Raw genomic sequence first — 25,366 nt, 5'->3', positions numbered from 1 at the left:
TTATCAAATGCAGCTTACCAATCCGTTTGAATACTCGGTCAGCTCTTCTTTTAACTCCTTCGTCACGTTTATCTTTATCCTCTTTATAAGCGAGACGGTAGTCTCTTCGGAACCGACCAGTTTGAGGATGATCTCGCTCTTTCCCTGGTGTTTCGTCAGTACCCGGAACATCCCCTCGTAAAATTTATCGGAGAGGCCGTCGCACTCGACCGTCACGATCGCGCGGCGCTCCAGCTTATCCTTATACTCGTCCTCCGTGAAGATGTCATCGGCCATTATGGATATTCCGCGGTCCTCGCGCGGCTTGCCTTTCAGGAAGTAGAGCGAGCCCACCTGCAATATCGGTTTGAACTGCGGCCAGCGGCTACCGAAGATCAGCACGTCGACGGTGCCGTTGTTGTCCTCAAAGACGGCGGTGCCGTACGGATTGCCCGAAGTCTTGCTGAACTTTTCCGCGACGCTTGAGAGAAGCCCAGCGGTCACCGCGGGCTGGTGAGACTGCCAGCGGCCCAGTTCGCTTATCGGACAGGTAATATAGGGCGAAACCTGCCCCTCGTAATGGTCGAATGGGTGGCCGGAAATATAGAGCCCCATACTCTCCTTCTCAAGGTCGAGTTTCTGGCGTTCGTTGAAATCTTCGACCTCCGGCATCTCCGGCATGAGGTATTCTTCGTCCTCTTCGCCGAAGAGCGAGGCCTGATTCGTGTTCTGCGCCTGGCGTGAAGCCTGCTCGACAAACTGCGGCACCGCGGCCAGAAGCCGCGCGCGGTTTGGTTCGAGGCTGTCGAAGGCCCCCGACTTGATGAGATTTTCGATAACGCCTTTGTTGACCTGCCGCGTATCTATCTTTGTGAGGAAGTCCCAGAAGGAGGTAAAATTTCCCGCCTTTGCGCGGCTCTCAATGATGTTCGCGACGGCCGCGTCGCCGACCTTCGCGATCGCTGAGAGTCCCAGCCTGATGACCTCTCCGACGACGGTAAAGTCCTCGCGTGATTCGTTTATGTCCGGGGGAAGGACCGGATACCCGGCATTCCTTACGCTTCGTATGTACTGGCCGAGGACATCCATCTTCGACCCGATGAGGCTCGAAAGGTAGGAGGCGAGGTATTCAGGCCCGTAGTTCGCCTTGAGCCAGGCGGTCCAGTAGGCGATGAGCCCGTAGGCGGCGCTGTGCGACTTATTGAAGCCGTAGCCGGCGAACTTTTCGATGATGTCGAAGATGTTGCCAGCGTTCGAGGCGTCGACGCCGTTTTTCACGGCTCCGTCGACAAACTTTACGCGCTCCTGTTCCATGACCTCTTTTTTCTTCTTACCCATCGCGCGGCGCAGCAGGTCCGCCTCCCCGAGCGTATAGCCCGCGAGCGCCTGCGCGCTCTGCATGACCTGCTCCTGGTAGAGGATGACTCCGTAGGTGTCCTTCATGTATGGTTCGAGCTTCGGGTGCAGATAGTGCACCGTGTCCTCGCCGTGTTTGCACTTGACGTAGGTGTCGACCATGCCGCTCTCCAGCGGACCGGGGCGGTAGAGCGCGACAAGCGCGATCATATCCTCGAAGCAGTCCGGGCGCAGACGGCGCACCAGAGCCGTCATGCCGGAGGATTCAAGCTGGAATACCCCCAGCGTATCCCCACGCTGCAGCATGTCGTAGGTCTTGGCGTCGTCGATCGGTATTTCGTTGAGGTCGATCTTGCCCTTGCCGTTGGCCTCGATATTCTTCACCGCGCCGTCAAGCACCGAGAGGGTGCGGAGGCCGAGGAAGTCCATCTTTACGAGCCCCAGCTTTTCAACGGGCTCCATAGAATACTGCGTCGCGACCTGATTTTCGCCGAATTTACGCACCGGCACCATATCGCTCGTCGGTTTTGGCGTGATGACCACGCCGGCGGCGTGCTGCGAACAGTGGCGCGCGAGCCCCTCGATGTGCATTGCCGTATCGACGAGCTTTTTTATCTCCGGTTTGCTCTCGTAAGCAGTCTTGAGGTCCGGCACATGTTCAAGCGCCCCCTTGATATTCTTTATCTCCGGCGTCGGCATCGCGGGGATCAGCTTCGCTATCGCGTTTACCTCGGCGATCGGAATATTCAGCGCGCGGCCGACGTCTTTTATCGCGCCGCGGCTCTTCATCCGTCCAAAGGTTATGATCTGTGAGACATGGTCCGTGCCGTATTTCTCAACAATATAGGCGATCAGCTCTTCACGTCCCTTATCGGAGACGTCGGTATCGATATCGGGCATGCTTATGCGTTCCGGGTTGAGAAAACGTTCAAAGAGCAGATTGTATCTTATCGGGTCAAGGTCGGTTATCCCCAGGGAATAGGCGACAAGCGATCCCGCCGCAGAACCGCGTCCGGGCCCGATCGGTATATCACGGGCCTTGGCCGCCACGATGATATCGGAGACGATGCAGAAATAGCCTGGGAACTCCATCTGCTCTATTATCCCCAGCTCATATTCGAGGCGCTCCAGATACTCCCGCGGCGGCTCCTCCGTCTTCAGCCTGCGGCGAAGCCCCTCAGCGGCCAGCTTGCGCAGGTGCGTCGAGAGCGTCTCTCCCGGTGGCAGGGGAAATTCAGGCAGGTAGTAATGGCCCGTCTTCAGTTTGACTTCGCAGCGGTCGGCTATCCTCTGTGTATTGATCAGAGAATCCGGCAGTTCGCCGCCGAATATCTCCCACATCTCCTCCGGCGAACGGAAGTAATAGTCGCTGCCCGTGAAGCGGTAACGCTTCTCGTCAGTGACGATGCTCCCTGTCTGCACGCAGAGCAGGATATCGTGCCATTCCGCGTCCTCGCGTTTCAGATAGTGCGCGTCGTTTGTGGCGATAAGCGGTATATCGAGCTTTTTAGACATCTCGACAAGCGTCTTGTTCACAATGGCCTGCTCCGGAATGATGTTCGACTGTATCTCCAGAAAGAAATTGTCCTTGCCCATAATGTCCAGATAAAGCTGAGCGCGCTCGTAGGCGGCATCGATATTGTTCTGTATGATAAACTGCGGTATCTCGCCGCCAAGACAGGCGGAGGAGCAGATCAGCCCTTTGCTGTACCGCGCGAGCAGTTCATGGTCGATTCGCGGCTTGTAGTAAAAGCCGTCGGTGTTGGCGATCGAAACGAGCTTGGTGAGGTTATAATATCCCTCTTCATTCTCGGCGAGCAGTATCAGGTGGTTCTGATTCTTTCCCTCGCGGCAGGTATGACCGTTGGGGTCCACGTAGACCTCACAGCCAATTATCGGCTTTACGCCAGCCTCGTTGCATTTATTATAAAATTCCACGCAGCCGAACATCACTCCATGGTCCGTCAAAGCGACGGAATCCATCCCCATGCTGCGCGTCGCCACCGCGAGATCGGAACACTTATTGGCCCCGTCGAGCAGACTATATTCACTATGTACGTGAAGGTGTACGAAAGGCTTATCCATATTTATTCATTTCCCTCAGTTTCATCTTCATTTGCGTGGATGCTCTTAACATAGAGCACCTCCGCCCCCGCCAGCCTCAACACATGAGATGTGAGCGACTGCGCAGCGGTCGGTTCGTTCTCCTCAGCCTCCGGCGCGGCGGCGGACTGTTTTTCTGGAGCCGGTTCGTCCGGCTCGCTTACATGCTGCGGCTGCGGCTGCGTATCTCCGCCCGCGATCCCCCACAGCTTTGCCGCGGCGCAGGTGAGCGTCTTGCGGTTATGCGGGATCGAGAGGAAGTTCTTCGCCGGCATCTGCCGCTCAAAGGTCACCTCCAGCGTACCGTCGCGGCGCGAAAGCTCCGCGTTCAGCAGCGCGGCGGCAATTGGAAGCCAGTCAGAGGAAAGATTCCCCACCAGCCGCGAAAATTCGTTATCTCCAAGTCTGGCGCAAAGCCCCGCGACGTCAAAAGCGGCGGGCGCCTCATTGCCAAAGATCATATCAGGCTGTCCCGCAAAGAGCGGCGCAGGTTCCTGGACTCGCCTCTGGGCGGGGCGCTCCTGCCGTACCGGAGGCAGCTCCTCCTCCGGCGGCATCCAGAAATCATCCTCGGGCGGAAGCGGTTCCGCCGGCCGCTCCTGACGCGCCGGCGCGGGTGAAATTTCCTCACGCGGCGTACGTGCCGCCGGCTGCGGCGCCGCGGCGCGTTCCGGCTCCCTGCTGCGGGAAGGCGGCGCTGGCTGGACGTTTCCCGCCAGTATATTCTGCAGTTCCATAAATATCAGGCCGCTGAATATATCGCCCTTCATTCCGTAATGCGTGCGCGGCAAAAGCCGGCTGCACAGCATACAGGCCGCCTGCAGTTTATCCTTGTCCCAATGCTGGGCCTCCGCGGCAAGATAATCACGCTCCGCGCTCGAAGTTTCGAGCGCCTCCAGAGCCTTGTCCTTCCACAGGCAGAAGAGCCACAGATCCCGAAAGAGCACAAAGAGCGCCTCGCAGAGCCGCTCCGAAGAGATGCCTCTTGCCATTATCGAATGCAGAGCCGCAGCCGCTCCCCGCGGGTCGGTGCGCAGCATCGTCACCCACTTTTCCAGCTCGGCGCGGCTGCTTCCGCTCGTCAGCTCGCGGACGCTCTCCAAAGAAAGCTTACCGCGACCAAGGGCCACGGCCTGCTCCGTGAGCGACAGCGCGTCGCGCAGGGCTCCGTCGGCCTGGCGGGCTATCTCCCAGATCCCCTCCTCGTCGGCCTCGATATTCTCCTGAGAGCAGACGTGCTTAAGGCGGCTCACAGTATCGGCGATCGTTATCCGGTGAAATGGTATGTGCTGGCAGCGCGAGCGTATAGTGACCGGCACCTTATGGGGCTCGGTCGTCGCCAGCAGAAATACGACGTTCGCGGGCGGCTCCTCCAGCGTCTTCAGCAGCGCGTTGAAGGCGGCGTCGGTAAGCATATGGACCTCGTCTATAATGTAGACCTTATATGATGCGGAGAGCGCCTTGAGGCTCACATGGCTCTTAAGGTCGCGTATCTCCCCTATCCCGCGGTTTGAGGCTCCGTCGATCTCAATGACGTCGAGATGTTCGCCGGCGGCGATGGCGCGGCAATTCTCGCACACGCCGCATGGTTCGCAGTCCTCGCCGCGGTTCAGGCAGTCAAGTGACTTAGCTACAAGGCGCGCGGCAGAGGTTTTGCCGCATCCGCGCGGTCCCGAAAAAAGATAGGCGTGCCCAAGCGAGCCCTCGCGCAGGGATTCCAGCAATACGCCGACGGCCGCGCTCTGTCCGACCATGTCGGAAAATGTCTGGGGCCTATATCTGCGGTATAGTGAAATATACATGTTTCCCCTCCTCGATCAATCCTTACACATTCTACAGGAAAAAACCGCTCTTGACCCCTACTGAAAATAATCCGTCAGCATATTTCCCCGGCGCGACTTGTTGAGCGCGTCGTTTATCCGGTCGCGAAGTTCGGCAAGCGGCGGCATTCCCGGGAGCAGCTCGCTCTCCGTGAGGATCGTCTTGCGCCTTATCACCAGAGACTGTTCTCCCTTTTCTCCGAGTATCTTTATATCGTATGGGGCAAGCTCAAGCTCGAGGGTGCTATCCAAACGCTCGCCAAGCTCCGTGAAAAGCCTGGACGACTCCTCCGTCGCCGGAGCTGACAGAAGCACGGCGTCGTCCACATATAGACGCACATTGCCGGATACGGTGTCGGTCTTGATCTTCAGCGACTGCACCACATCCTTGCGCTGTATCTCGATGCCCTTATCGCGCAGATATTGAAGAGCCGCCTCTACGCGCTCTTCCTCCTCGGGGTGCGTCTGGAATATGCCGAGCTGATACTGAGCGCGCTTTAGCTTTTCCACCTTCATACGCTCCATCATCGTCAGCATCGCCGCGGGATTATAGCCGGCCTTGTAGAGGATGTCTATCCCCCTCGCGTCGGCCTCCTTCTCCAGCTCGATACTGTAGCTGTTCATCAGAGCCGTCTGCAGTCCGCTCGCCATCGCCGCGACCCCCGCGCCGGAGTCGCCCGCCTGCGTCGCGGCGACCAGCCCCGCGATCGTCAGCAGCGTGAGCCTATTGTTGCGCTTCGCCTGTACGATCCCGTGAGCGCGGTCGGCGTGGATAAATTCGTGACACATGACCGCCGCGATCTCGTCCTCGCTCTTCAGGAATTCAAGCATACCGGTCGTGAAATAGGTCATGCCGCCGGGCAGTGAGAAGGCATTGGGCTCTTTCATCTCAAGGATGCGCACATTATAATCAAGGTCACGCTGAAGAAACGGCGTAAGCTTCGCGGCGATCATCGCGAGTTTCGCCTCCGCCACAGGGTCTAGGACACGCGGCACCTGTTTTTCGATCGCCTCCGACCCCTTGCGTCCGATCTTCAATTCGCGCTTTATCGTTTTATCGCTGGGCTCCGGCGACGCGGCCGCGTGCGCGGCCACAGCCGGTAAAAGTAATACCATCAACATCATCAGCAGCACTGTCTTTTTCATTATCGGTCGCCCCTCCCTTTCCCATGTACGTTTCGCTGCGAGAGCGTTCTATATTATTATACCGAAAAAAGGACTGTTCGTTTTTGCCCGCGGTTGTTTAACTCCGCTCTTTATACGGATTTTAAATTTGTATTTCAGGAAGAGCTGCCATCATAATATATTTGGTTTCCATAGCTTGACAAAATTAGCTTACGGTATATAATCCTCTCAATAGATTGAGTATAAAGATTATAAACAATACATTAAAGTTTATTTATTAGAGAGGAGAGAACAAAAATACAGACACAAACAAATTCTCTTTATTATAGTATCTACGCTGATATCAAAAAACGGATACTCCAAGGAGAGCTAAAACCTGGAGACCAGCTCCCGACAGAGGCAGAGCTCGAAAAGCTGTATAGCGCCAGCAGGGCTCCTGTCAGACAGGCCTTAACAATGCTTGAACAGGAGACCTTCCTGCTCCGTTGCCAGGGCAGAGGTACTTTTGTCTGTGACAGAAAGAAGGAGAGCCACTGGCTGCTCCAAAGCGGTTTCTCCAAGGATATGGAGAGAGATTTTAACCAACTGAGCAGCAAAACTCTATGGATCAAAATGGAGAAACCTGACGACGATGTGCGGGAGATACTTATGCTTGACGAAGATCAGCAGGTGATTCACATTCACAGACTGCGTTATTTCAAAGACATCCCCATCTTCTCTATGCACAATTACGTGAGGGATTCTCTTAATATTGAGGCATTCAAACGAGCTGGGGACTTTTTCATCATCAGCGAAGTCCTGGAAAGAGATTTCCAGATCACGCTGTACCGGGCAGAAGAAGATATCCGCGCAGCCGCCGCGGACGACAAAATGGCCGAAGAAATGCAAATACCGGTAGGCTTTCCGCTCCTCAGCGGAAAACGCGTTTACTACACGGAGAATGACAGGTCTGTTTATATGAGTCTGTATCATGTACGAACCGATTACTGGTCACATAAAACAACCTACTATGCTAACAACCAATAGGTCGTGAGAGAAACGAGCCAATATTAACTTGGGACGGATAATAAATAGATAGTTAGGACGTAATTTTACGATAGTACCGCAAGCCGACATTTAATAGGTCTCCTGACAAAGTGACCTACTGTTGTTTTATGCCTTCTTAATTGATACTACATCGCCGCAAAAAGAATGTGAATATAGCAGCATACTTTTATTCGGATGTCATATCTAATCTAATTAGCAGATATCCGCTAGATGTTTTATTGCCATACTCCAAGGAAACAGGTCTGCGCGCGACTGATATCCGGGAGGAACCGGCATGAAAATACAAAGTATAAAAGGGGCGATGGAAATTGTAAGAATCTGTACAAAAAACGGCTGTCAATACTAACAACCAAGAGAGCATAGTTCTGTAAAATACGGTATATCTAAGCCATTTCTTTTATCCTTCCCAGGCTTATACCATTACGGTATTTTTTGTTAGCTATATTTTAATCTAATAAATATTTGATTAACTAATAAAGGAGAGATATTTAATGCATTCCGGCTACCTTTGGTTCATTGTGGCATATCTCGTTGTAGTAGTAGCCTATGGACTTTACATTAGCAAAAAATTGGTCAAGACCAGTGAAGGTTTTGTCACAGCTGGCAGAAGCCTCCCACTTTGGATAGTTATCGGTACGCTGATCGCCACCTGGTTTGGCGGCGGCAGCATTACCGGCTGCGCGAATATCGTCTATTCCCGCGGCATCCTAGCCGGGCTCATCTATCAGTATTCCACGCCAATCGGTCTGCTTGTCGTTTTCTTGATTGCCGGAAAGATCAGAGCGGCGGAAAATACTACCATTCCTGCGTTGTTTAAAGACAAATACGGCACGACAGCCAGTGTCTTAGCCACCGTTTTCATCGTCCTGTCTTATATAGGCATCACGTCATATCAGTTCAAGGGTGCCGGCTACGTCATCAATATCGTGACAGGGCTGCCCGTTGAAACGGGAACTATCATCTCCGCCGTAATCATAATCCTGCTGACTGTCACCGGCGGTCTGGCTTCCGTCGCCTACACAGATGCAATCAGCGCACTTTTCGTCTTTGTATCATTTCTCATCGCCATATCATGCCTGCTCTTCCAAAGCGGCGGCTTCTCTGGGCTGATCGCACAGATCCCCCACGAGTATTTTACATGGTCGGGAGCCAACAACAACAGCCTTACCAACTGGGGTGTACTTGTAGCAACCGCCTTTCTCGCGATGGGGGACCAGAACCTCTTCATAAGGTTCAATGCTGCGAAGAATAGAAAAGAAGCTACAAAATCTTGCGCTCTATTTATCGTAGGGGCCGTCATACTCGGAACAATGACGGTGTTGATTGAAGCCTTCTCCATTCCCTACCTTAAGGGCATCCGTCCGGATACCGCCCTGTTGATGATCGCGATGCACCATCTACCATTCGCCGTCGGCGGCCTTATTCTTGCAGCGGCGGTATCGTTCATGATAACCACCGGAGATTCATTTATGCTCTCGGCCGCGACTAGCGTTGCACACGACATCGTCACGCCCTATATTACAAAGAATAACGACGAAGCGCATAAGCTAAAGATGGTACGGTTCTTAGTAGTCGCCTGCGGAATACTGGCCTATATATTGATTGCCAAATTTACAGATGTGCTAGGTATCATCATGTACGCTTACACCGTATACGCAGCGGCCATCACTCCCGCACTCGTAGCAGCATTTACTTGGAGGCGCGTCACTCCAGCCGGAGGCATTTGTTCTATCATTATCGGCGGCAGCTCAGCGCTCGTTTGGGAGCTTTGGCTTAAGAGCGGCTTTAACAATATCGACGGTGCGCTGATTGCCGTTCCGCTCTCAATTCTTACACTTATCGTGGTTAGCCTTCTGACTTCGCTCAAAACGACCGAAGCGGAAAACTAATAAAGTAGCCAATAAAAATATATATTAAGGAGGAATTTTCATGCCCTGTGTACAGATTCAGACAAACGTAGCATATAACGAAAGCGATAGGGAGACTATCCTGCGCGAGGCAACAAAGGTAATGGTCGAACAGGCACACAAAAACGAGGAGGCTGTAATGGTAATACTCCAGAAGGTAGACGGTATGATGGGCAATAGCTCGGAACCGATGGCCCTGATCGATGTACGCAGTATGGTCGGTATCGAGCATAAGACCAACAACGACATCTCCGCAGCGCTTACTTCGATTATGACAAGGGTCTTGGGAGTCTCACCCTACCGCACTTATATAACCTTCCTGCGCATCCCCGAGACATGCTGGGGCCTTATGGGCGGTATCGCTACCTGGCAGGCTAAGACCCGTCTCTGGGTCGTAAACGACGAGCCCTGCAAGTAAACTGACGTTATTTAAAAGGAGGATATTACCATGGCAAAAAAGAACATAGGCGCAGTTTCCGCGATCTCACCCATTCCAGCCTTTATGGCCACCTGCGCCGACAAAAACGGCAATTCAAACATCATCACGATCTCCTATGGCGGTATCATCAACGCCGTTCCGCCAATGGCCTACATTTCAGTCCGCGACACACGTTACTCATATCATATGCTGAAAGAGACGGGAGAGTTCGTCATCAACATCCCTGGAGGTAACCTCACCAAAGAGACCGACCTATGTGGGATACTCAGCGCAAGGAAGGTCAATAAATGGGAGGCTACAAAGCTGACGCCGGTAGAAGCCTCGATTGTCAAAGTACCGATGATAAAGGAATGTCCTGTAAACATTGAGTGCGTGATTAAACATATCATCGCCCTTGGCTCACATGACATATTCCTCGCAGAGATCGTGGCGACGCACGCTGATGAAGAAGTGCTGAACGACAAAAACAAGGTCATGATCGACAAGTTCAAACCATTTGCCTTCTGCTATAACGCACAGGAATATTGGACTCTGGATTCGCTCATCGGCCACTACGGATGGACGGCCAAAGAGATAGATAAGTAGAGGCACAGAGCATCCTAGGGAAATCTTTATGTAAAAACTCCTATCGGCAACACGAAGTAACATGGCTGGGAGCCGTAATGCCCTAACTGAACTGGGATAGCACGGCTCCTTAGCTAAAAAATCTAAGCTGCAACTCTATCGCGTTGTCTTAAATCGCAGCAGGAGGTATAACAAACAAAAGATGGCCGAAAACAAATTTTTTAAAGACATAGACGACTCGTTAGAACGCTATCAGCAGGAGCTTTGCGAGTTCCTACGGATTCCAAGTGTCAGCGCCTATTCAGAGAACAGCGACGCTATGCGGTGTTCGGCAGAGTGGTTACTGGGTAGACTCCTAGATATTGGTTTCCACGGCGACCTCATAGAAACAAATGGCTGGCCTATCATGCTTGCCAGACATGAACACCGCAAAGAGGCACCAACTCTGCTGATTTACGGACATTATGACGTGCAGCCGGAGGTACCGCTTGAGGAATGGAAAACACCACCATTTGAACCAAGTATCAGAAACGGGGCAATATTCGCCAGGGGGGCAAACGACGACAAAGGGCAGCTCTACACCTACGTCAAAGCATTGGAAAGTTATCAGCGGGTGCGCGGAGAATTACCTCTAAATATAATCTTCCTCGCCGAGGGAGAGGAGGAAATCGGCAGTAAGAATCTGCTGCGTTTTCTCAAGGAAAATGGCGATAAGTTACGCAGTGATATCTTCTTCGTTTCGGATAGCTCAATGCTGTCAAAAGACATTCCCGCCGTAACCTGCGGCTTTCGTGGGATAGTCTCCTTTGAGATTGCCCTGCAAACGATGAAAAAAGACCTTCATTCCGGCCTATTCGGAGGTATCGCGTTAAATGCTACAGAGGTCATAACCACGCTGCTTGCAAAAATGAAAAATGAGGATGGGCACATAACAATACCTGGGTTTTACGATGATGTGCGTCCACTCAGTTCACGGGAGTGCGAGGCAATGGCACATCTGCCCTATGACGAGGCCGCCGTGGCCAAATCGCTTGGAATGGCCATGCTGCATGGAGAAAAGGGCTGCTCAGCCATTGAGAAAAAAAGCGCGCGCCCAACGCTGGACATAAACGGTATATGGGGCGGCTTCACCGGCGAGGGCCCAAAGACAGTGATACCGGCAAGGGCCTTTGCTAAAATCAGTTCTCGCTTGGTTCCTAACCAAAGCCCTGAAAAAGTATTTCGCTGCTTTGAAAATTTCATCCGCGAAAATATTCCAGCGGGAGTGGAGACGGATATCCGCTTTCTATTTGGGGCAACACCTGTCGTCACCGAGATAGACGACCCTAATGTACGAATGGCGGCAGAGGCCATTGAGGAAGCTTTTGGAAAGGCCCCGGCCTTCATACGCTCAGGTGGAACGATCCATATTATAAGTGAGATAAAAGATTCGCTGAAAATTCCTTCGATGCTGATTCTTGGCTGGGGCAGGCCGGAAAACGGCTCCCATTCACCTAACGAATGCTTCTACGTCAAAGATTTCAGGAATGCGATCCGCAGCCTCTGCCTGCTCTTTGATAAAATAGCTTCAAATGGGCAGGACAAATGATTATGAAGATAATATAGTGCCATCGCTCTTGAACCAATTTAATACTGTAACCATGGAGGGATAGAGAATGTGTGAAACAACAGTATCCAAAGAACTAGCGGTTGAGAATGTATTAATCATGGCGGAGCGGTTGGCCTTTCTCCATTATGCCTTCGCTAAAACGCTTGAAGAGGAGCTGTCTCCGGAGAAGGCCGATAAACTGACCCGCAAAGCAATCGACAAATACGGACAACTCGCCGCTGAGAGCGCTATGAAGAAGATCGAGAGCCAGGATCTTGAGACAACGCTGCTCAATTTCAAGCATGGCAAAGACTTGCCCTCAATGGGCTGGCAGACGGCTCCCATCGATAAACCCAACGACAGGCCCTGCGAAAAAATCAGCAAAATCACCTACTGTCCCCTTGCCGACAACTGGAAGAAGCTCGGCAAAGAGGCAGAACGCCTAGGCAGGCTCTATTGCTGGGTCGACCAGGCAAAATTCAGGGCCTATGGGAAGGGTTATCTCTGCTTCCACGATAGGAATACTTTGGACGGAGACGACTACTGCATTATCAGGGTCGCTTCCAACATCTCTGCGAATGGTCAATAGCATACAGCCGACATAGGCAGCGGCAAAGGATTCAAGCAAAGGAGTATCAACATGCAACGTAATAGTTTGACCTATCAGAGCTATCTAAAAATACTTACGCGAGAACTCGTTCCCGCCATGGGCTGCATAGAACCAATAGCCATCGCCTACTGTGCAGCAAAGGCCAGAGCGGTGCTTGGAGCGCTTCCCAACCATATAGAGGTTAAAGCAAGCGGCAACATCATTAAAAACGTCAAGAGTGTCGTTGTCCCGAATACCGGCGGCAGGCGTGGCATCGCCGTCGCCGCCGCCCTTGGCGCACTGGCAGGAGATGCAACAAATGGCCTAGAAGTCATCGCGGATATCTCAGTTGAGGCTAAAACCAACCTAGGAGAATATTTAGAGAATACCAAGATCATAACCAGCTCCGCCAATTCTGATCATCTTCTCGATATTACCGTAACGGTATACAGAGACAATTCATGGGCGAAAGTACGGACGGTAAATGAACACACAAATATTGTCCTTATAGAAAAAGACGGCAAGGTGCTGAAAAACAAAGAGATATTAGATGTAGAAGACACCGACTGTCCAGATTATACATTGCTCACCGTAAAAGATATCTATGATTTCGCTGAGACTGCCTTCATCCAGGACGTGAAGTCAATATTAGATAGACAAATAACACTCAATACGGCAATCTCCAACGAGGGACTGAAAAAAGACTACGGGGCCAATATCGGCAAAGTTATACTTAAGGTATATGGAGATAACGTCAAGGTCAGAGCGAGGGCAATGGCGGCAGCCGGCTCCGACGCTCGTATGAACGGCTGCGAGCTTGCCGTGGTGATCAATTCCGGCAGCGGCAACCAGGGCATAACGGCTTCCATTCCGGTAATAGAATACGCAAAGGAGCTTAAAGCTGACAAAGAAAAGCTTTACCGAGCTTTGCTAATATCAAACCTCGTTACGCTACACCAGAAGACCGGCATCGGCCGTCTTTCGGCCTATTGCGGCGCGGTCAGCGCCGGAGCAGGGGCAGGGGCAGGTATCGCCTACCTATGCGGCGGCGATTACGAAACGATCATTCACACAATAGTTAACACGCTCGCCGTGACTTCAGGAATCATCTGCGACGGAGCTAAATCCTCCTGCGCGGCAAAAATTGCCGTCGCCGTCGACGCAGGCATCATCGGCTATGAGATGTACAAAAACGGGCAGCAATTTTACGGCGGCGACGGTGTTATCCTCAAAGGTGTTGAGAATACGATCAAGAACATAGGCAGGCTTGGCAGGGTCGGGATGTATGAGACCGATAAAGAGATCATCAGGATGATGACGGAATGACTCTTAACACGCGGCGAAGGTGACCAATCCACAAATTAGAAGATAAAAATAACGGGAGAACGTCAATGACGCCTCCCGCTGTTTTTGATTAAAGTTATTTTCGCGTGATCTTACGCGATAAACTTTTTGATGTCCTCTACCGTTGTGGGCTCCGCGGAGCGAACCATCGTGCCCTTTTTCATCTCAACGATCGTCGGGAGCTTCGCGATTCCGAGCTTTTCCACCATCTTGCCGTTACGGTAGCCGTCGATGAAGGCGATCTGCTTGCCGCTCTCCTTCGCGTATTTTTCGGCTTCGACCTGCAGCTTGACCTGATCCTGGTCGATGCTGGAGGTAAAGAGGGCGATCACCTCTTCGGGGTCGATGAGCACTGAGCGGAGGTGAAGCTGCTCGGTGATGTATGAGTAGGCGGCCATCGCTGCCACCGCGCCATCGCCGGCGGCGGTTACAACCTGACGGAGGTACTTGTCACGGATGTCGCCCGCGGCGAAGATACCCTCGACGGAGGTCTCCATCTTGTCATTGGTATCGATCCAGCCGCCGCGGGTCTGCTTGACGACCGAGCTCTCGGGCTGGAGGTAGGCGACGTTCGGCTCCGTGCCGACAAATACGAAGCAGCCGGCGACGGGGAGATCCGAGATCTCGCCGGTCTTGACGTTCTTAAGCACGAGCTTCTCCACAACACCCTCGCCCTCTATCGACTCGACGACGGAATTCCAGACGGGGACGATCTTCGGGTTCGCGAGCGCCTGCTCGATGGCAAGGCGGTCGGCCCTCCACTCGTCACGGCGGTGGATGATGTAGACCTTATCGGCAAAGCGTGTGAGGTAACCGGCCTCTTCGACGGCCACGTTGCCGCCGCCGACGACGGCGATCGTCTCGCCCTCAAAGAAGGCCGCGTCGCAGACCGCGCAGTAGCTGACGCCCGCGCCGGTGAATTCGGCTTCGCCGGGGCATCCAAGCTTCCTGAAGCTGGCGCCGGTGGCGAGGATGATCGCCTCGGCCTCGATCTCGCCGCTGTCGGTGACGACAAACTTGCTGCCGTCTCTGAGATCTATCTTCTGTACCGTGCAGCTTCTGAATTCGGCCTTGAAGTGCTCCGCGTGCTTGCGGAATGTTTCGCCGAGCTCGGAGCCTGTCGAGTGGATCGTTCCGGGCCAGTTTTCAATTTCGTCCGTGATGTTGATCTGACCGCCGGGAATACCCTTTTCAAGGATAAGCGTGTCAAGTCCGGCGCGGCGTCCGTATACCGCCGCCGCAAGACCCGCAGGGCCGGCTCCGATTATTACAAGTTCTCTCTTTTCCATGATTAACATCCTTCCTCAAAGAATATTATTCTTTATAAGTTTTCTTATAGATATGATTATATTAAATTTTATCTTTTACGCCATATAATATGACGAATTATTCCATTATAATCTAAAATTTTATTCATGAGAACAAATTCACTTGGTGCCATATCCTCTAGCGCACAAATCTGCGCCTCGCCCGCCGTCTCTAACAATAGCAGTCCGCCGCTTTTCAGTAAACGGGGAAACGACTCAAAAAATTTCCGGTATAGAAATAGGCCGCCAGCCCCGCCGTCAAGGGCCATGTGCGGCTCATAGTCGCGCACCTCCGGCATCAGCCCCGCTATTTCCGCCTCCGGTATATACGGCGGATTGGAGATTATGAAATCAAGGCTGCCCTCGCCGACGGGCGCCTCCGCGGGTTCGGCGTTGCGCAGCAGGACAAGGCGCTTTTCGAGGCGGTGAAGCCCTCTGTTAATCGAAGCCCAGCGAAGCGCCTGCGGGCTCTTGTCCACGCCGATACCAGTAAGCGATTCATTCTCCAGCAGCAGGGATAGGGCGATACAGCCGCTGCCCGTGCACCAGTCGGCAAAAAACGCCGCGCGGCCCGAGGGAAAGTATTCAAGCGCCGCTTCTACGAGCAGCTCCGTCTCCGGACGCGGAATGAGAACGCCGCGCCCCACCTTGAAGCGGTAGCCGTAAAATTCCGCTTCGTGGAGCACGTATGACAGCGGCACGCCCCCCGCGCGTTTTGCTGTCATAGAGAAAATCCCCTCACAGGCCTGCGCGGGGATTTCGTCGTCCTTGTATACAAGTTCAGCCTGGCCGATGCCAAGACGCCGGGAGATGATGAGGTCCGCCGAGTATTCCGGACGGGCCGCCGCCGAAAGGACGAGCGTCTCGCGGCAGCGGCGGCGGAGCTCCTGCAGTTTCAATATTTTATACCGAGAGAAGCTTCATCTTCTCCGCCTGGTCGGCCTCGGACAACATGCTGATGAGCTCGTAGAGATCACCGTCAAGTATCTGGTCAAGCTTGTAGAGGGTGAGGTTTATCCGGTGGTCCGAAAGGCGGTTCTGCGGGAAATTATAGGTACGAATGCGTTCCGCGCGGTCGCCGGTCCCCACCTGCCCCTTGCGCTCTGCCGCCATCTCGGCGTTCTGCCGCTGGAGTTCGGCGTCGTAAAGCTTGGTGCGCAGGAACTGCATCGCCTTCGCGCGGTTCTTTATCTGTGAGCGTTCGTCCTGACAGGTGACGACGATCCCGGAGGGAAGGTGCGTAATGCGCACCGCGGAGTCCGTCATGTTGACGTGCTGCCCGCCCGCGCCGCTGGAGCGGTAGGTGTCGATCTTAAGATCCTCCGTGCGGACCTCTACGTCTACCTCTGCCGCCTCCGGCAGCACCGCGACGGTCGCCGTCGAGGTGTGGATGCGTCCGCTGGCCTCCGTCTCCGGTACGCGCTGGACGCGGTGGACGCCGCTCTCAAACTTCAGCATGCTGAAGGCGCCGATTCCGTCGACGCGGAAGATTATTTCCTTGTACCCGCCGATACCGGTCTCGCTGCCGGAGATGATCTCCGTCTTCCAGTGCTGGCGTTCGGCGAAGCGTGTGTACATGCGGAAGAGGTTTACCGAGAAGAGGGCCGCCTCTTCGCCGCCGGCGCCGCCGCGTATTTCAATGATAACGCTCTTGTCATCGTTGATATCCTTAGGCAGGAGCAGCACGCGGATATCCTTTTCCAGCTCGGGAACGCGCGCCTCAAGCTCGGATAGCTCCTCCTTCGCCAGTTCGCGCATCTCCTCGTCGTCGCCGTCGATCATCTCTTTGGCGTCAGCAATGCCCTGAAGCACAGCCTCATACTTAGAAAAGGCGTCGACGATCGGCGCGAGGTCGACATGCTTCTTACCGAGCTGCTGCATCTCCTGAGGATCGTTGGCCACCGCGGGATCGGCCATCTTCTGTTCCAGCTCCCGATAACTGGCCTCTATCTCTTTAAGTTTATCTATCAGTTCCATATTCTGCACCACCTGCTGTAAGATGAGCCGCTGATCATATGCCCCCTCTGCGTCATAGGCAGGGCCGCCCGCCTATTTAGCATCCGGTACATCTGACAGCGGAGCTAACATTTTATTTCTGCCGGTCATTTACCATTAATCAGAGTTCCCCTTATCGGGGTCAAGCGCCATGTCAAGCGCGGCTATCGCGACCTCCAGCTGATCCGCCGATGGTTCGCGCGTCGTTATATATTGGAGCGAAAGCGCGGGCATTATACAGTATTTTCCCCAGGTCTCTGAATTTGAGGCGCCGCGGATGAACTCATAGGAGAGCCCGATCACTAGCGGCAGCAATACGACACGGCTGCCCACGCGCCAAAGCACTGAACCGCCGCCGATGAGGGAAAAGACGATGATGCTCACGACGATTACGACCAAAAGGAAGGAGGTTCCGCAGCGTCTGTGGATGCGCGAATAGTGCGCCACGCTCTCCGGCGTCAGCGGCGCGTCATGCTCATAGGCGTTGATCGTCTTGTGCTCCGCGCCGTGATATTCAAAGACGCGGGCGATATCCTTCCACATGGAGATCGCCGCCACATAGCCGACAAAGATCACACCGCGCAGGCATCCCTCGACGATGTTTTTGCCGAAGTGAGAGAGTGCGAAATGAGTGGTGATGTATTCGGATATAAACATCGGCAGCGCGAGGAATATCCCCACCACGCCAAGCAGCGCGGCCCCAACAGAAAGCACCATCTCCCAGGGAGAAATCTTTTCCTCTTCTCCGAGGCTGATATCCGCGGAGAGGGAGAGCGCGCGCATGCCGATCTGCATCATCTCAACCATCGTGGCAAAACCGCGGACGACGGGCCATTTCCAAAAACCGCCCTTCAGCCAATTCGAACCGAGCCATGATTTCAGGCAGATAGCCCCGCCTGGCTCCCTGACGGCAAGCCCCCAGTGTTCGGGCCCCTTCATGAGCACGCCCTCGATGACGGCCTGTCCGCCTACCGGTATTCTTTTAGGAGGCAGATCCATGAGCGCCGAGAGCGTCACATGAAGCAGTGCGGTTGTTCTCATTGCGAGAGCATATCCTCCATATCTTTGTAGGGCTGCCCGCAGGAATGAGCCTCATGGCACGAACCTTCTGTGACACAGGAGGGACCGGCAGCGGCAAAGAGCACGGGAGCGGCGGTGCGTACAGCGCGCAGCATCTCCCTCGCCAGCTCGCGTATCTCCCATTGAGCCCGGCGGCAGAGGCGGAGCGCGAAGAAATGGTGCAGCTCGCGCGCGTTCATCGTCAGCACGATACGCGTCTCCGCTCCGTGCGGCAAGATAAAACGCGCGTCCTCCTTCGGGATGCCGAGGGCGACAAGCTCGTCGTAGGTGCGCTGGGCCGACTCCGTCTGCTCCTTGAATAGGGCGAGGGCGCGCGGGTCAGACTTGACCGTGGGCGGCACAATACATTCGTTGCCGGTCATCCCCACATAACGCTGGCTCTGCTGGGAATAACTGGCCATCCTGTGGCGCACGAGCTGGTGGGTCGCTACGCGGCTCAGTCCCTCCGCCGCGAAGGTAAAGGAGGCGTGTTCAAAGGGAGAGAGATGTCCGGCCTCGCGCAGCATCTTTAAAAACGAAGCGGTCTTTGCCGTGTCGAGGCCGTCAAATATCTCGGCCGCGCCCGACGGGCTGTAGCATATCTTTGCCGCGGCGGCGACTACTCTGTCCGCCTCGGGCGTAGCGGCGATAAGTTTCACAAAAACGCTCATTCCGGCTCCACTCCTCTGTTATTGTCACTATTATTAAGGCTAATTTTCACTCGCAAACGCGAAATAAAAAGACGTTCATTATCGTTTCAGCTCACATAAATAAAAGACGCTTAGAAATACGTGCATTTGGGTCAGCCGATAAATAGCGAAAAGTCTAAATCTTGGACTTCGTACAAGTCGCTTATATATCGGTCGGATGCCGCCGCTCATGGCATATAAAGCCGGGAGATACGAAACTTCACAGATACGACTGCCGGGGGGGCGATTCCGCCCGCGGCCTAAAATGACGCGGGCTGCCACTATTGGCTAAACAAAAGAGGGGTTCGCCTAAGCGCCCCCCTCTTAAATCGAAAAGCTATTCGGCGGTCTCGCTGACGTTCTTCTGTCCGTAATTCACGCCGGCATACTTCTGACGGAACTTCTCAAGACGTCCCGCTTCGATGACGCGGCCCTTCTTACCAGTGTAGAAAGGATGGCATGCGCTGCAGACCGAAACTCTCATATCGCCCACAGTGGACTTAGTCTCAAATGTATTGCCACAGGCGCAGGTGACCTTGCAGGTTTCGTATTTCGGGTGGATGTCCTTCTTCATTTATTGCACCTCCAGATGTTCAAGTACGTCTAACATACAGCAATGTATTATATGCCAGATTGCCGGCAGACGCAAGTTTTTTATTTCATTTACCTGATTATAAGCGCGTTACGAAAAAACACTGTCCTCAACCGCGCGCGCCCTCATAAATTTTTACGATGTCTCCGTAACCCAGCTTTTTTAAGCCGCCTACGGTGCGCGTTCTGCCGTTGGTACACTTTTCGGCGAGCTCCGCGATCTGTGCCTCGCTGAGTTCGTAACCCAGCTCTCGAATATTTGTCGGCATCCCTATCGAACGGAAGAAGAACTCAACGGCGGCGACGCCACGCTCCGCCGTCTCCCGCTCGTCCGCTGCGGGAGCTGCCCCCATCACCTTCACGGCGAAGCGGGCGAACAGCACGTAATCGGCGTCCATCACATAACGCGCCCATGAGGGCCATACCGCCGCGAGCCCCGCGCTGTGCGAGCAGTCGAACATTCCGCCAAGCTCGTGCTGCAGCTGATGAGAGGCCCAGTCCTCGACCGAACCGCAGCCCGTCAGTCCGTTGTGCGAAAGGCTGGAGGCCCACATCATGTTGGCGCGGGCGGCGTAATTCGTGGGATCATCGCGCAGCGTGCGAGCACACTCCATCACCGTGCGCATCAGCCCCTCGCCAAGCGCGTCGGTTAAGAGAAGGTCGCATTCGGAGGTAAAGTAGCGCTCCATCGTATGCATCATGATATCGACGGCGCCGTTCGCCGTCTGGTATGGCGGCAGCGTGTATGTGAGCTCGGGGTTCAGCACCGCGAAACGCTGCCGCGAGAGGTCGCTCCGGTATCCACGCTTAAGTCCGTTCTCCTCGTTCGTGATGACGCTTGAATTGCTCATCTCGCTGCCCGCGGCGGCGATCGTCAGCACGCAGCCCATCGGCAGGGCAGCCTGCGCTGCGGCCTTACCCGCGAAGAAATCCCACACATCTCCCGCATACGGAACGCCGTAACTGATCGCCTTCGCGGTATCGATAACGCTGCCGCCTCCCACGGAGAGCAAAAAGTCGGCTTTCTCACGGCGGCAGAGCTCTATTCCCTCGCGGACCTTTGAAAGGCGCGGATTAGGAATGACGCCCCCCAGCTCTACATGGGAGACTCCGGCATCCTCAAGCGAGGCGGAGATGCGCTCCAGCAGCCCGCTGCGCTTTACGCTGCCGCTGCCGTATACGATAAGTGCCCGTTCGCATCCCTGTTCACGGATCAGTGCGCCGGTTTCTTTCTCCGTCTCTTTGCCGAAGACGATCTTCGTCGGCGCGTAATAGGTAAAATTCTGCATAATATAAAGGCCCTCTTACTACTTTATAAAGTCTTCACGCATCGGCGTGAAGATATCCAGCAATACGCCACCGTCCTCAAGCGCTTTAACGCCGTGCGGGACGTCGGCCTTGACATAAAAACAGTCCCCCGGTCCAAGCGCCCTCTTTTCGCCGCCAAGGGTTACCTCGAAACGCCCCTTCACCACATAATCGCACTGACGGTGCGGATGATGGTGCAGAACGCCCTCCTGCCCCGCCTTCCAGGTAAGCTCGACAAGCATGAGATCGTCAATGTAACCTTTGATCTTTCTCACAACACCGTTGTCAAGCTCCTCCGACGCGATCTGACTGTCCAGTACAAACATCCTATATTCCCTCTTTCGTCGATAAGATACTTTTAAGCGGCAGAACGGCAGGGAACCGCCATCCCGCCGCATATGCGGAACGATAAACCCGCAGGTCGCTCAGATATAGTCCAAATGGCTAGACTTCCTTCAGCGAGAGCCCCCGCTTCGGCTCCGCTTTGAGCGGCACCTTGAGGATATCGACGGCCTCCATTGTCTTTACCAGCAGCTTCTCCACCGCCTCGGCTTCGTCCCGGCGGCACTCGCAGATGATGGAGTCGTGTATCTGAAGTACAGTCTTCGCCGTGGGGAATTCCCTCTCCAACACCTCGTCGAAGCGAAAGAGGGCGACCTTGGCGATGTCGGCCGCAGTGCTCTGAAGCGGGGTATTCACCGCCACGCGGTTAATAGGATTATTGCCGCGTCCATCGATGGTCGCCACCTCGGAGAGCGGCCGTATCCGCCCAAAATGCGACATCGTGTAACCACGCTCCTTCGCCTCCGAGACGCTGTCACTCATATACTTCTGCACCTTCGGCAGCACGCTGAAATATTTGTCCACCATCTGCGCCGCCACGTTGCGCGGAATACCCAGCCTCTGCGCGAGGCCAAAGGCGCTCATGCCGTAAATCAGGCCAAAATTTACCACCTTAGCGAAACGGCGCTGCTCGGGGGTGATATCGCCGGAGGGCAGTCCAAAGACCCATGAGGCCGTCTCAAGGTGAACATCATGACCGTCGTGGAAGGCCTGAATAAGCTTCTCCTCACCGGTCAGGTCCGCCAGAACACGCAGCTCGATCTGAGAATAGTCCGCCGCGACAAAAACAGATTCCCCGTCGCGCGGCGTGAAGCAGGCGCGGAAGCGGTCTGCCCAGTCGCCGAAGACCGGCATATTTTGAACGTTGGGGTCCTTGCTGGCAAGACGGCCCGTGCCGGTAGCCAGGTGGTCGAAGGTTGAATGGATGAGGCCGTCGCCCTCGCGGCTCAGCTTCAGGAAGGGCTGCACAAACCCCGTCTGCACCTTAGACTCCTCGCGGTAGTTTATTATCTTCTGCGGTACGACACAGAGCGGCTCGGGCAGCTTGGAAAGCTCCTCGAGCACATAAGCGTCGGTAGAATAGCCCCTGTGGTTCTTCTTTATCGGCGGCAGCATCAGCCGCTCAAAGAGAAGCTGGCTCACCTGCTTCGGAGACGAAAGATTTATCCTCTCGCCAACATAGTTTTCGATATCCGCCTCCGCGGCGGCGATGTTGTGCGAAAGCTCATCCTCCACTGCGGCAAGCATCTCGGCGTCCGCGTGTATCCCCGTGCGGTACATCTTGGCGAGCGTTCTGGAGAGCGGCAGGTCGATCTCCAGCATCACCTTATCCAGACCGTACCTCTTTATATCGGGTTCAAAAAACTCATACAGGTCGAAGAGACGCAGCGCCAGCTCACGGTCCTCCGGCAGATCTCCGCCGATGGCGCGCGCGATGCCCTTTAAGCCGCCGCGGTCGGGATGAAGCAGATAATTGGCGATCTCAAGGTCGCGTATCCTCTCAAATGGCGGCAGCGGCAGCTCCGGGGAGAGAGACATCAGCGTCCGGCAGCCATAGAGGGTGAGCGTCCCATGCTCAGACCAGCCGCGGAACTTTTCGACATCTTCGGCAGAGGAAAGGTCAAGGTTAGCCGTCCGTCCCTCCCTGTCGGCGAGGGCGAAACCGCCGAGCAAAATCACCGCCGGCGCTATCGCAAGATCGTCCGAGGCAAGCAGCTCATCTAGCGAAACATCAACAGCCTTTATCTCCCGGGTCATGACACTCTGCGCCTCCTCGCCGGCAGCGGGCTCCGTGCCGTCAGCGAAACGTTCCAACAGCTTTTTCAGCCCCAGACGGCGGCATAAGGGCAGAAGCTCCTCCATCCGCGGATCACCCACCGCCAGCTCTGCGAAAGGCACCGGCGCCGTCGGCTGCGGAACGATCAGCTCGCGGCTGCGGAAGGCCAGCTCCCGATGCTCTTCAAGCCTGCCGCGGCGCGCCTTGGCCACCGAATCGAGATTTTCATAAATCCCCTCCAGCGCGCCGAACTTACCGACCAGCTCCTTCGCCGTCTTGTCGCCGATGCCGGGAACACCGGGGATGTTATCCACCGCGTCGCCCACCAGCGCGAGATAGTCGGCCATCAGCATAGGTTCAAATCCGTACTTCTCCCTGAAACTCTCCTCGTCACAAAGGTTAAAGTCCGTCACGCCGCGCGAGGGGCGGATCACCGCTATATCACCGTTTATCGCCTGAAACAGGTCTTTATCAGCGGAGAGTATCTTCACGCCCCAGCCGTCACGTGCGCCGGCCACCGCCGTGGAGACGATACAGTCGTCCGCCTCAACCCCCTCGCGCATGAAGACCGGCAGCCCCATTCCGGCGCAGAGCTCCACGATAAGCGGCAGCTGTACCTTGAAGGAATCGGGCATCGGTTTGCGTCCCTCCTTATAATTTTCAAACAGTTCGTGGCGCTTCGTCGGCCCCTTCGCGTCAAAAAATATTCCCAGCCCTTCGGAGGGCCACTCCTCAAGCGCCTTCATCAGCATATTCATAAACCCAAGGATGGCGTTCGTCGGCGTCCCGTCCGTCGCCGCGAGATTTTCCGGCAGCGCGTAAAAGCCCCGATACGCGAGCCCGTGTCCGTCTATCAATAGCATTTGTTTTTTCATAACCCATCCTCGCAGTCTTTAGGATATAATATTCACTTGTGGCAATGAGTCTATACGCCGCCAGTGCGGTTCGTCTATAATACTCCAAAGACTATTTTAAAGGAATCGTTTCTGTTATCGCCACATAGAATATGTAAAAATTCAGGGGAGGAAATAATAAATGACCGATAAGGTAAGAGTAAGATTCGCACCGAGCCCGACGGGATCGCTCCACATCGGCGGAGCGCACACCGCGCTCTTCAACTGGCTACTCGCGCGCCGGACTGGCGGCGCTTTCGTGCTTCGCATCGAGGATACCGACCTGGAGCGTTCGACAAAGGAATACGAACAGAGCATCCTCGACGGCATGCGCTGGATGGGACTGGATTGGGACGAGGGCCCCGACAAGGGCGGAGATTACGGGCCTTACCGCCAGTCGGAGCGTATGCACCTTTATAAAAAATACACGCAGCAGCTCCTCGACGAGGGCAAGGCCTACGAACAGGACGGCGCGGTCTTCTTCAAAGTTTTGCCGGGCAAACATATCCACTTCCACGACGAAGTCTACGGCGACATCGACGTCGAGAGTGAAAACGCCTCCGTCAATCAGGACGGCACCATAAAAGATATCGTCATTATGAAGCGCGACGGCATGCCGACCTACAATTACGCCGTCGTCATCGACGACTACACGATGGGGATAAACATGGTCATCCGCGGCGAGGACCACGTCATCAACACACCGAAACAGCTCCTAATCTACGACGCCCTCGGCTTTGAGAGGCCGGGATTCGCGCACCTGCCAATGATACTTGGCAAAGACAAGAAAAAGCTCTCGAAGCGCCAGGGCGCGACCTCCGTATTTGAATACAACGACCTGGGCTATCTCCCCGACGGCGTATTCAACTTCCTCGCGCTGCTCGGCTGGTCGCCGAGAAACGGCGAGGAGATATTCTCCCGCGCCGAGGCGGTGGAGCTCTTCGACATCAAAAACGTCACGAGAAAACCCGCTGTGCTTGACATCGACAAACTCAACCACATAAACCAGGAACAGATGAAGCGCATGGCTCCGGAAAAACTGCTGGAAGTCATACGCCCGTTCTGGATACAGATGGGGTTGCCCGTGGACAAATTCGGCGACGGCTACCTCGCCGCCTCGCTAAAGACGATGGGCGGACGCGGCCAGACGACGATCCAGGTCGCCGAATACAGCGACTACTTCCTCGACTTCGCCAAAGTGCAGGAGCGTTACGACGGGAACGATATCAAAGAAGAGCTGCATCCGAAGCTCAAAAAAATCTACGGTGAACTGCTTGCGGCGTGGGGAGATGGCACCCCTGAACACCTCCACGAGCAGGCACAGACTATCTTCGCCGCCAACGAAAGTTCGATGAAAGAATCTGCTACGCCGATGCGCTGGGCCCTCACAGGCCGCAAAGTCAGCCCCGGCGTCTTCGAGGTGGCAAGCCAGCTCGGAAAAGAAGAGACGAAAAAACGGCTGGCATTTTACGGCCTGGTTTAAGCATACGAGCAACGCGACGAAGGCGCGGGCAAAAATATGACCGCGCCTTCTATTTTGTCGG

Annotated in this window: 20 protein-coding genes; 8 read left to right on the top strand and 12 right to left on the bottom strand. The window is 54.7% G+C overall.

Annotated features, from left to right (window positions below; genetic code table 11):
* Positions 1 to 3 precede the first annotated feature (3 nt).
* Genes dnaE through LIO98_RS03060 form a run of 3 tightly spaced genes read right to left on the bottom strand, consistent with a single transcriptional unit; the run spans position 4 to position 6,404 of the window.
* The gene (dnaE, locus tag LIO98_RS03070; protein WP_291953239.1) at positions 4 to 3,420 is read right to left on the bottom strand and encodes a DNA polymerase III subunit alpha; all 3,417 of its coding nucleotides are present in this window, start codon (positions 3,418 to 3,420) and stop codon (positions 4 to 6) included.
* Between the two features lie 2 nt (positions 3,421 to 3,422).
* Positions 3,423 to 5,240, bottom strand: a complete 1,818-nt coding sequence (gene dnaX, locus LIO98_RS03065; protein ID WP_291953237.1) for a DNA polymerase III subunit gamma/tau — start codon at positions 5,238 to 5,240, stop codon at positions 3,423 to 3,425.
* Positions 5,241 to 5,297: 57 nt separating this feature from the next.
* Entirely contained in the window at positions 5,298 to 6,404 is a 1,107-nt protein-coding gene (locus LIO98_RS03060) for a M48 family metallopeptidase (protein WP_291953235.1), read from the bottom strand.
* 255 nt (positions 6,405 to 6,659) lie between these two features.
* Here LIO98_RS03060 and LIO98_RS03055 point away from each other — a divergent pair, with 255 nt between their 5' ends.
* From LIO98_RS03055 to LIO98_RS03025, 7 genes are all read left to right on the top strand, one after another.
* The gene (locus tag LIO98_RS03055; RefSeq protein WP_363303882.1) at positions 6,660 to 7,409 is read left to right on the top strand and encodes a GntR family transcriptional regulator; all 750 of its coding nucleotides are present in this window, start codon (positions 6,660 to 6,662) and stop codon (positions 7,407 to 7,409) included.
* 512 nt (positions 7,410 to 7,921) lie between these two features.
* The gene (locus tag LIO98_RS03050; protein ID WP_291953233.1) at positions 7,922 to 9,319 is read left to right on the top strand and encodes a sodium:solute symporter family protein; all 1,398 of its coding nucleotides are present in this window, start codon (positions 7,922 to 7,924) and stop codon (positions 9,317 to 9,319) included.
* Positions 9,320 to 9,359: 40 nt separating this feature from the next.
* Positions 9,360 to 9,755, top strand: a complete 396-nt coding sequence (locus LIO98_RS03045) for a phenylpyruvate tautomerase MIF-related protein (protein WP_291953231.1) — start codon at positions 9,360 to 9,362, stop codon at positions 9,753 to 9,755.
* A 30-nt stretch (positions 9,756 to 9,785) separates the two neighbouring features.
* Positions 9,786 to 10,361: a flavin reductase family protein gene (locus tag LIO98_RS03040; RefSeq protein ID WP_277002085.1), complete on the top strand. Its 576-nt coding sequence runs from the start codon at positions 9,786 to 9,788 to the stop codon at positions 10,359 to 10,361.
* Positions 10,362 to 10,542: 181 nt separating this feature from the next.
* Positions 10,543 to 11,928: a dipeptidase gene (locus LIO98_RS03035; protein WP_277002081.1), complete on the top strand. Its 1,386-nt coding sequence runs from the start codon at positions 10,543 to 10,545 to the stop codon at positions 11,926 to 11,928.
* A gap of 67 nt (positions 11,929 to 11,995) precedes the next feature.
* Positions 11,996 to 12,517, top strand: a complete 522-nt coding sequence (locus tag LIO98_RS03030) for an L-2-amino-thiazoline-4-carboxylic acid hydrolase (RefSeq protein WP_291953226.1) — start codon at positions 11,996 to 11,998, stop codon at positions 12,515 to 12,517.
* Positions 12,518 to 12,568: 51 nt separating this feature from the next.
* Complete coding sequence (locus LIO98_RS03025) at positions 12,569 to 13,843, top strand: L-serine ammonia-lyase, iron-sulfur-dependent, subunit alpha (protein ID WP_291953224.1); 1,275 nt, start codon at positions 12,569 to 12,571, stop codon at positions 13,841 to 13,843.
* 110 nt (positions 13,844 to 13,953) lie between these two features.
* Here LIO98_RS03025 and trxB read toward each other — a convergent pair whose 3' ends face one another.
* From trxB to LIO98_RS02980, 9 genes are all read right to left on the bottom strand, one after another.
* The gene (gene trxB, locus LIO98_RS03020; protein ID WP_066744240.1) at positions 13,954 to 15,150 is read right to left on the bottom strand and encodes a thioredoxin-disulfide reductase; all 1,197 of its coding nucleotides are present in this window, start codon (positions 15,148 to 15,150) and stop codon (positions 13,954 to 13,956) included.
* Between the two features lie 68 nt (positions 15,151 to 15,218).
* Entirely contained in the window at positions 15,219 to 16,067 is an 849-nt protein-coding gene (gene prmC / locus LIO98_RS03015; RefSeq protein WP_291953220.1) for a peptide chain release factor N(5)-glutamine methyltransferase, read from the bottom strand.
* A 4-nt stretch (positions 16,068 to 16,071) separates the two neighbouring features.
* Positions 16,072 to 17,145, bottom strand: coding sequence for a peptide chain release factor 1 (gene prfA, locus LIO98_RS03010; protein WP_291953218.1), 1,074 nt, complete (start codon positions 17,143 to 17,145; stop codon positions 16,072 to 16,074).
* Positions 17,146 to 17,280: 135 nt separating this feature from the next.
* On the bottom strand, positions 17,281 to 18,204 hold the full coding sequence (locus LIO98_RS03005; protein ID WP_291953216.1) for a DUF1385 domain-containing protein: 924 nt from the start codon (positions 18,202 to 18,204) through the stop codon (positions 17,281 to 17,283).
* A complete protein-coding gene (gene thyX, locus LIO98_RS03000) occupies positions 18,201 to 18,893 on the bottom strand; it encodes an FAD-dependent thymidylate synthase (RefSeq protein WP_291953214.1) in 693 nt (230 codons plus the stop codon). The genes LIO98_RS03005 and thyX overlap by 4 nt, the downstream gene beginning before the upstream one ends.
* 355 nt (positions 18,894 to 19,248) lie before the next feature.
* Positions 19,249 to 19,485, bottom strand: coding sequence for a 50S ribosomal protein L31 (gene rpmE / locus LIO98_RS02995; RefSeq protein ID WP_066744235.1), 237 nt, complete (start codon positions 19,483 to 19,485; stop codon positions 19,249 to 19,251).
* Between the two features lie 127 nt (positions 19,486 to 19,612).
* Complete coding sequence (locus LIO98_RS02990; protein ID WP_291953210.1) at positions 19,613 to 20,791, bottom strand: iron-containing alcohol dehydrogenase; 1,179 nt, start codon at positions 20,789 to 20,791, stop codon at positions 19,613 to 19,615.
* A gap of 18 nt (positions 20,792 to 20,809) precedes the next feature.
* Positions 20,810 to 21,136 (bottom strand): cupin domain-containing protein, encoded by a 327-nt coding sequence (locus LIO98_RS02985; RefSeq protein WP_066744233.1) that lies wholly within the window; start codon positions 21,134 to 21,136, stop codon positions 20,810 to 20,812.
* A 118-nt stretch (positions 21,137 to 21,254) separates the two neighbouring features.
* Entirely contained in the window at positions 21,255 to 23,804 is a 2,550-nt protein-coding gene (locus LIO98_RS02980) for a DNA polymerase (protein WP_291953207.1), read from the bottom strand.
* A gap of 160 nt (positions 23,805 to 23,964) precedes the next feature.
* Between LIO98_RS02980 and LIO98_RS02975 the strand changes: the two genes are divergently transcribed.
* Positions 23,965 to 25,305, top strand: a complete 1,341-nt coding sequence (locus LIO98_RS02975) for a glutamate--tRNA ligase family protein (RefSeq protein WP_291953205.1) — start codon at positions 23,965 to 23,967, stop codon at positions 25,303 to 25,305.
* Positions 25,306 to 25,366 lie beyond the last annotated feature (61 nt).

This window comes from Cloacibacillus sp., assembly GCF_020860125.1.
In the GTDB taxonomy this organism is placed as follows: Bacteria; Synergistota; Synergistia; order Synergistales; family Synergistaceae; genus Cloacibacillus.
Note: the sequence above shows the minus strand (reverse complement) of the source record. Positions and strands in the feature narration are given on the sequence as shown.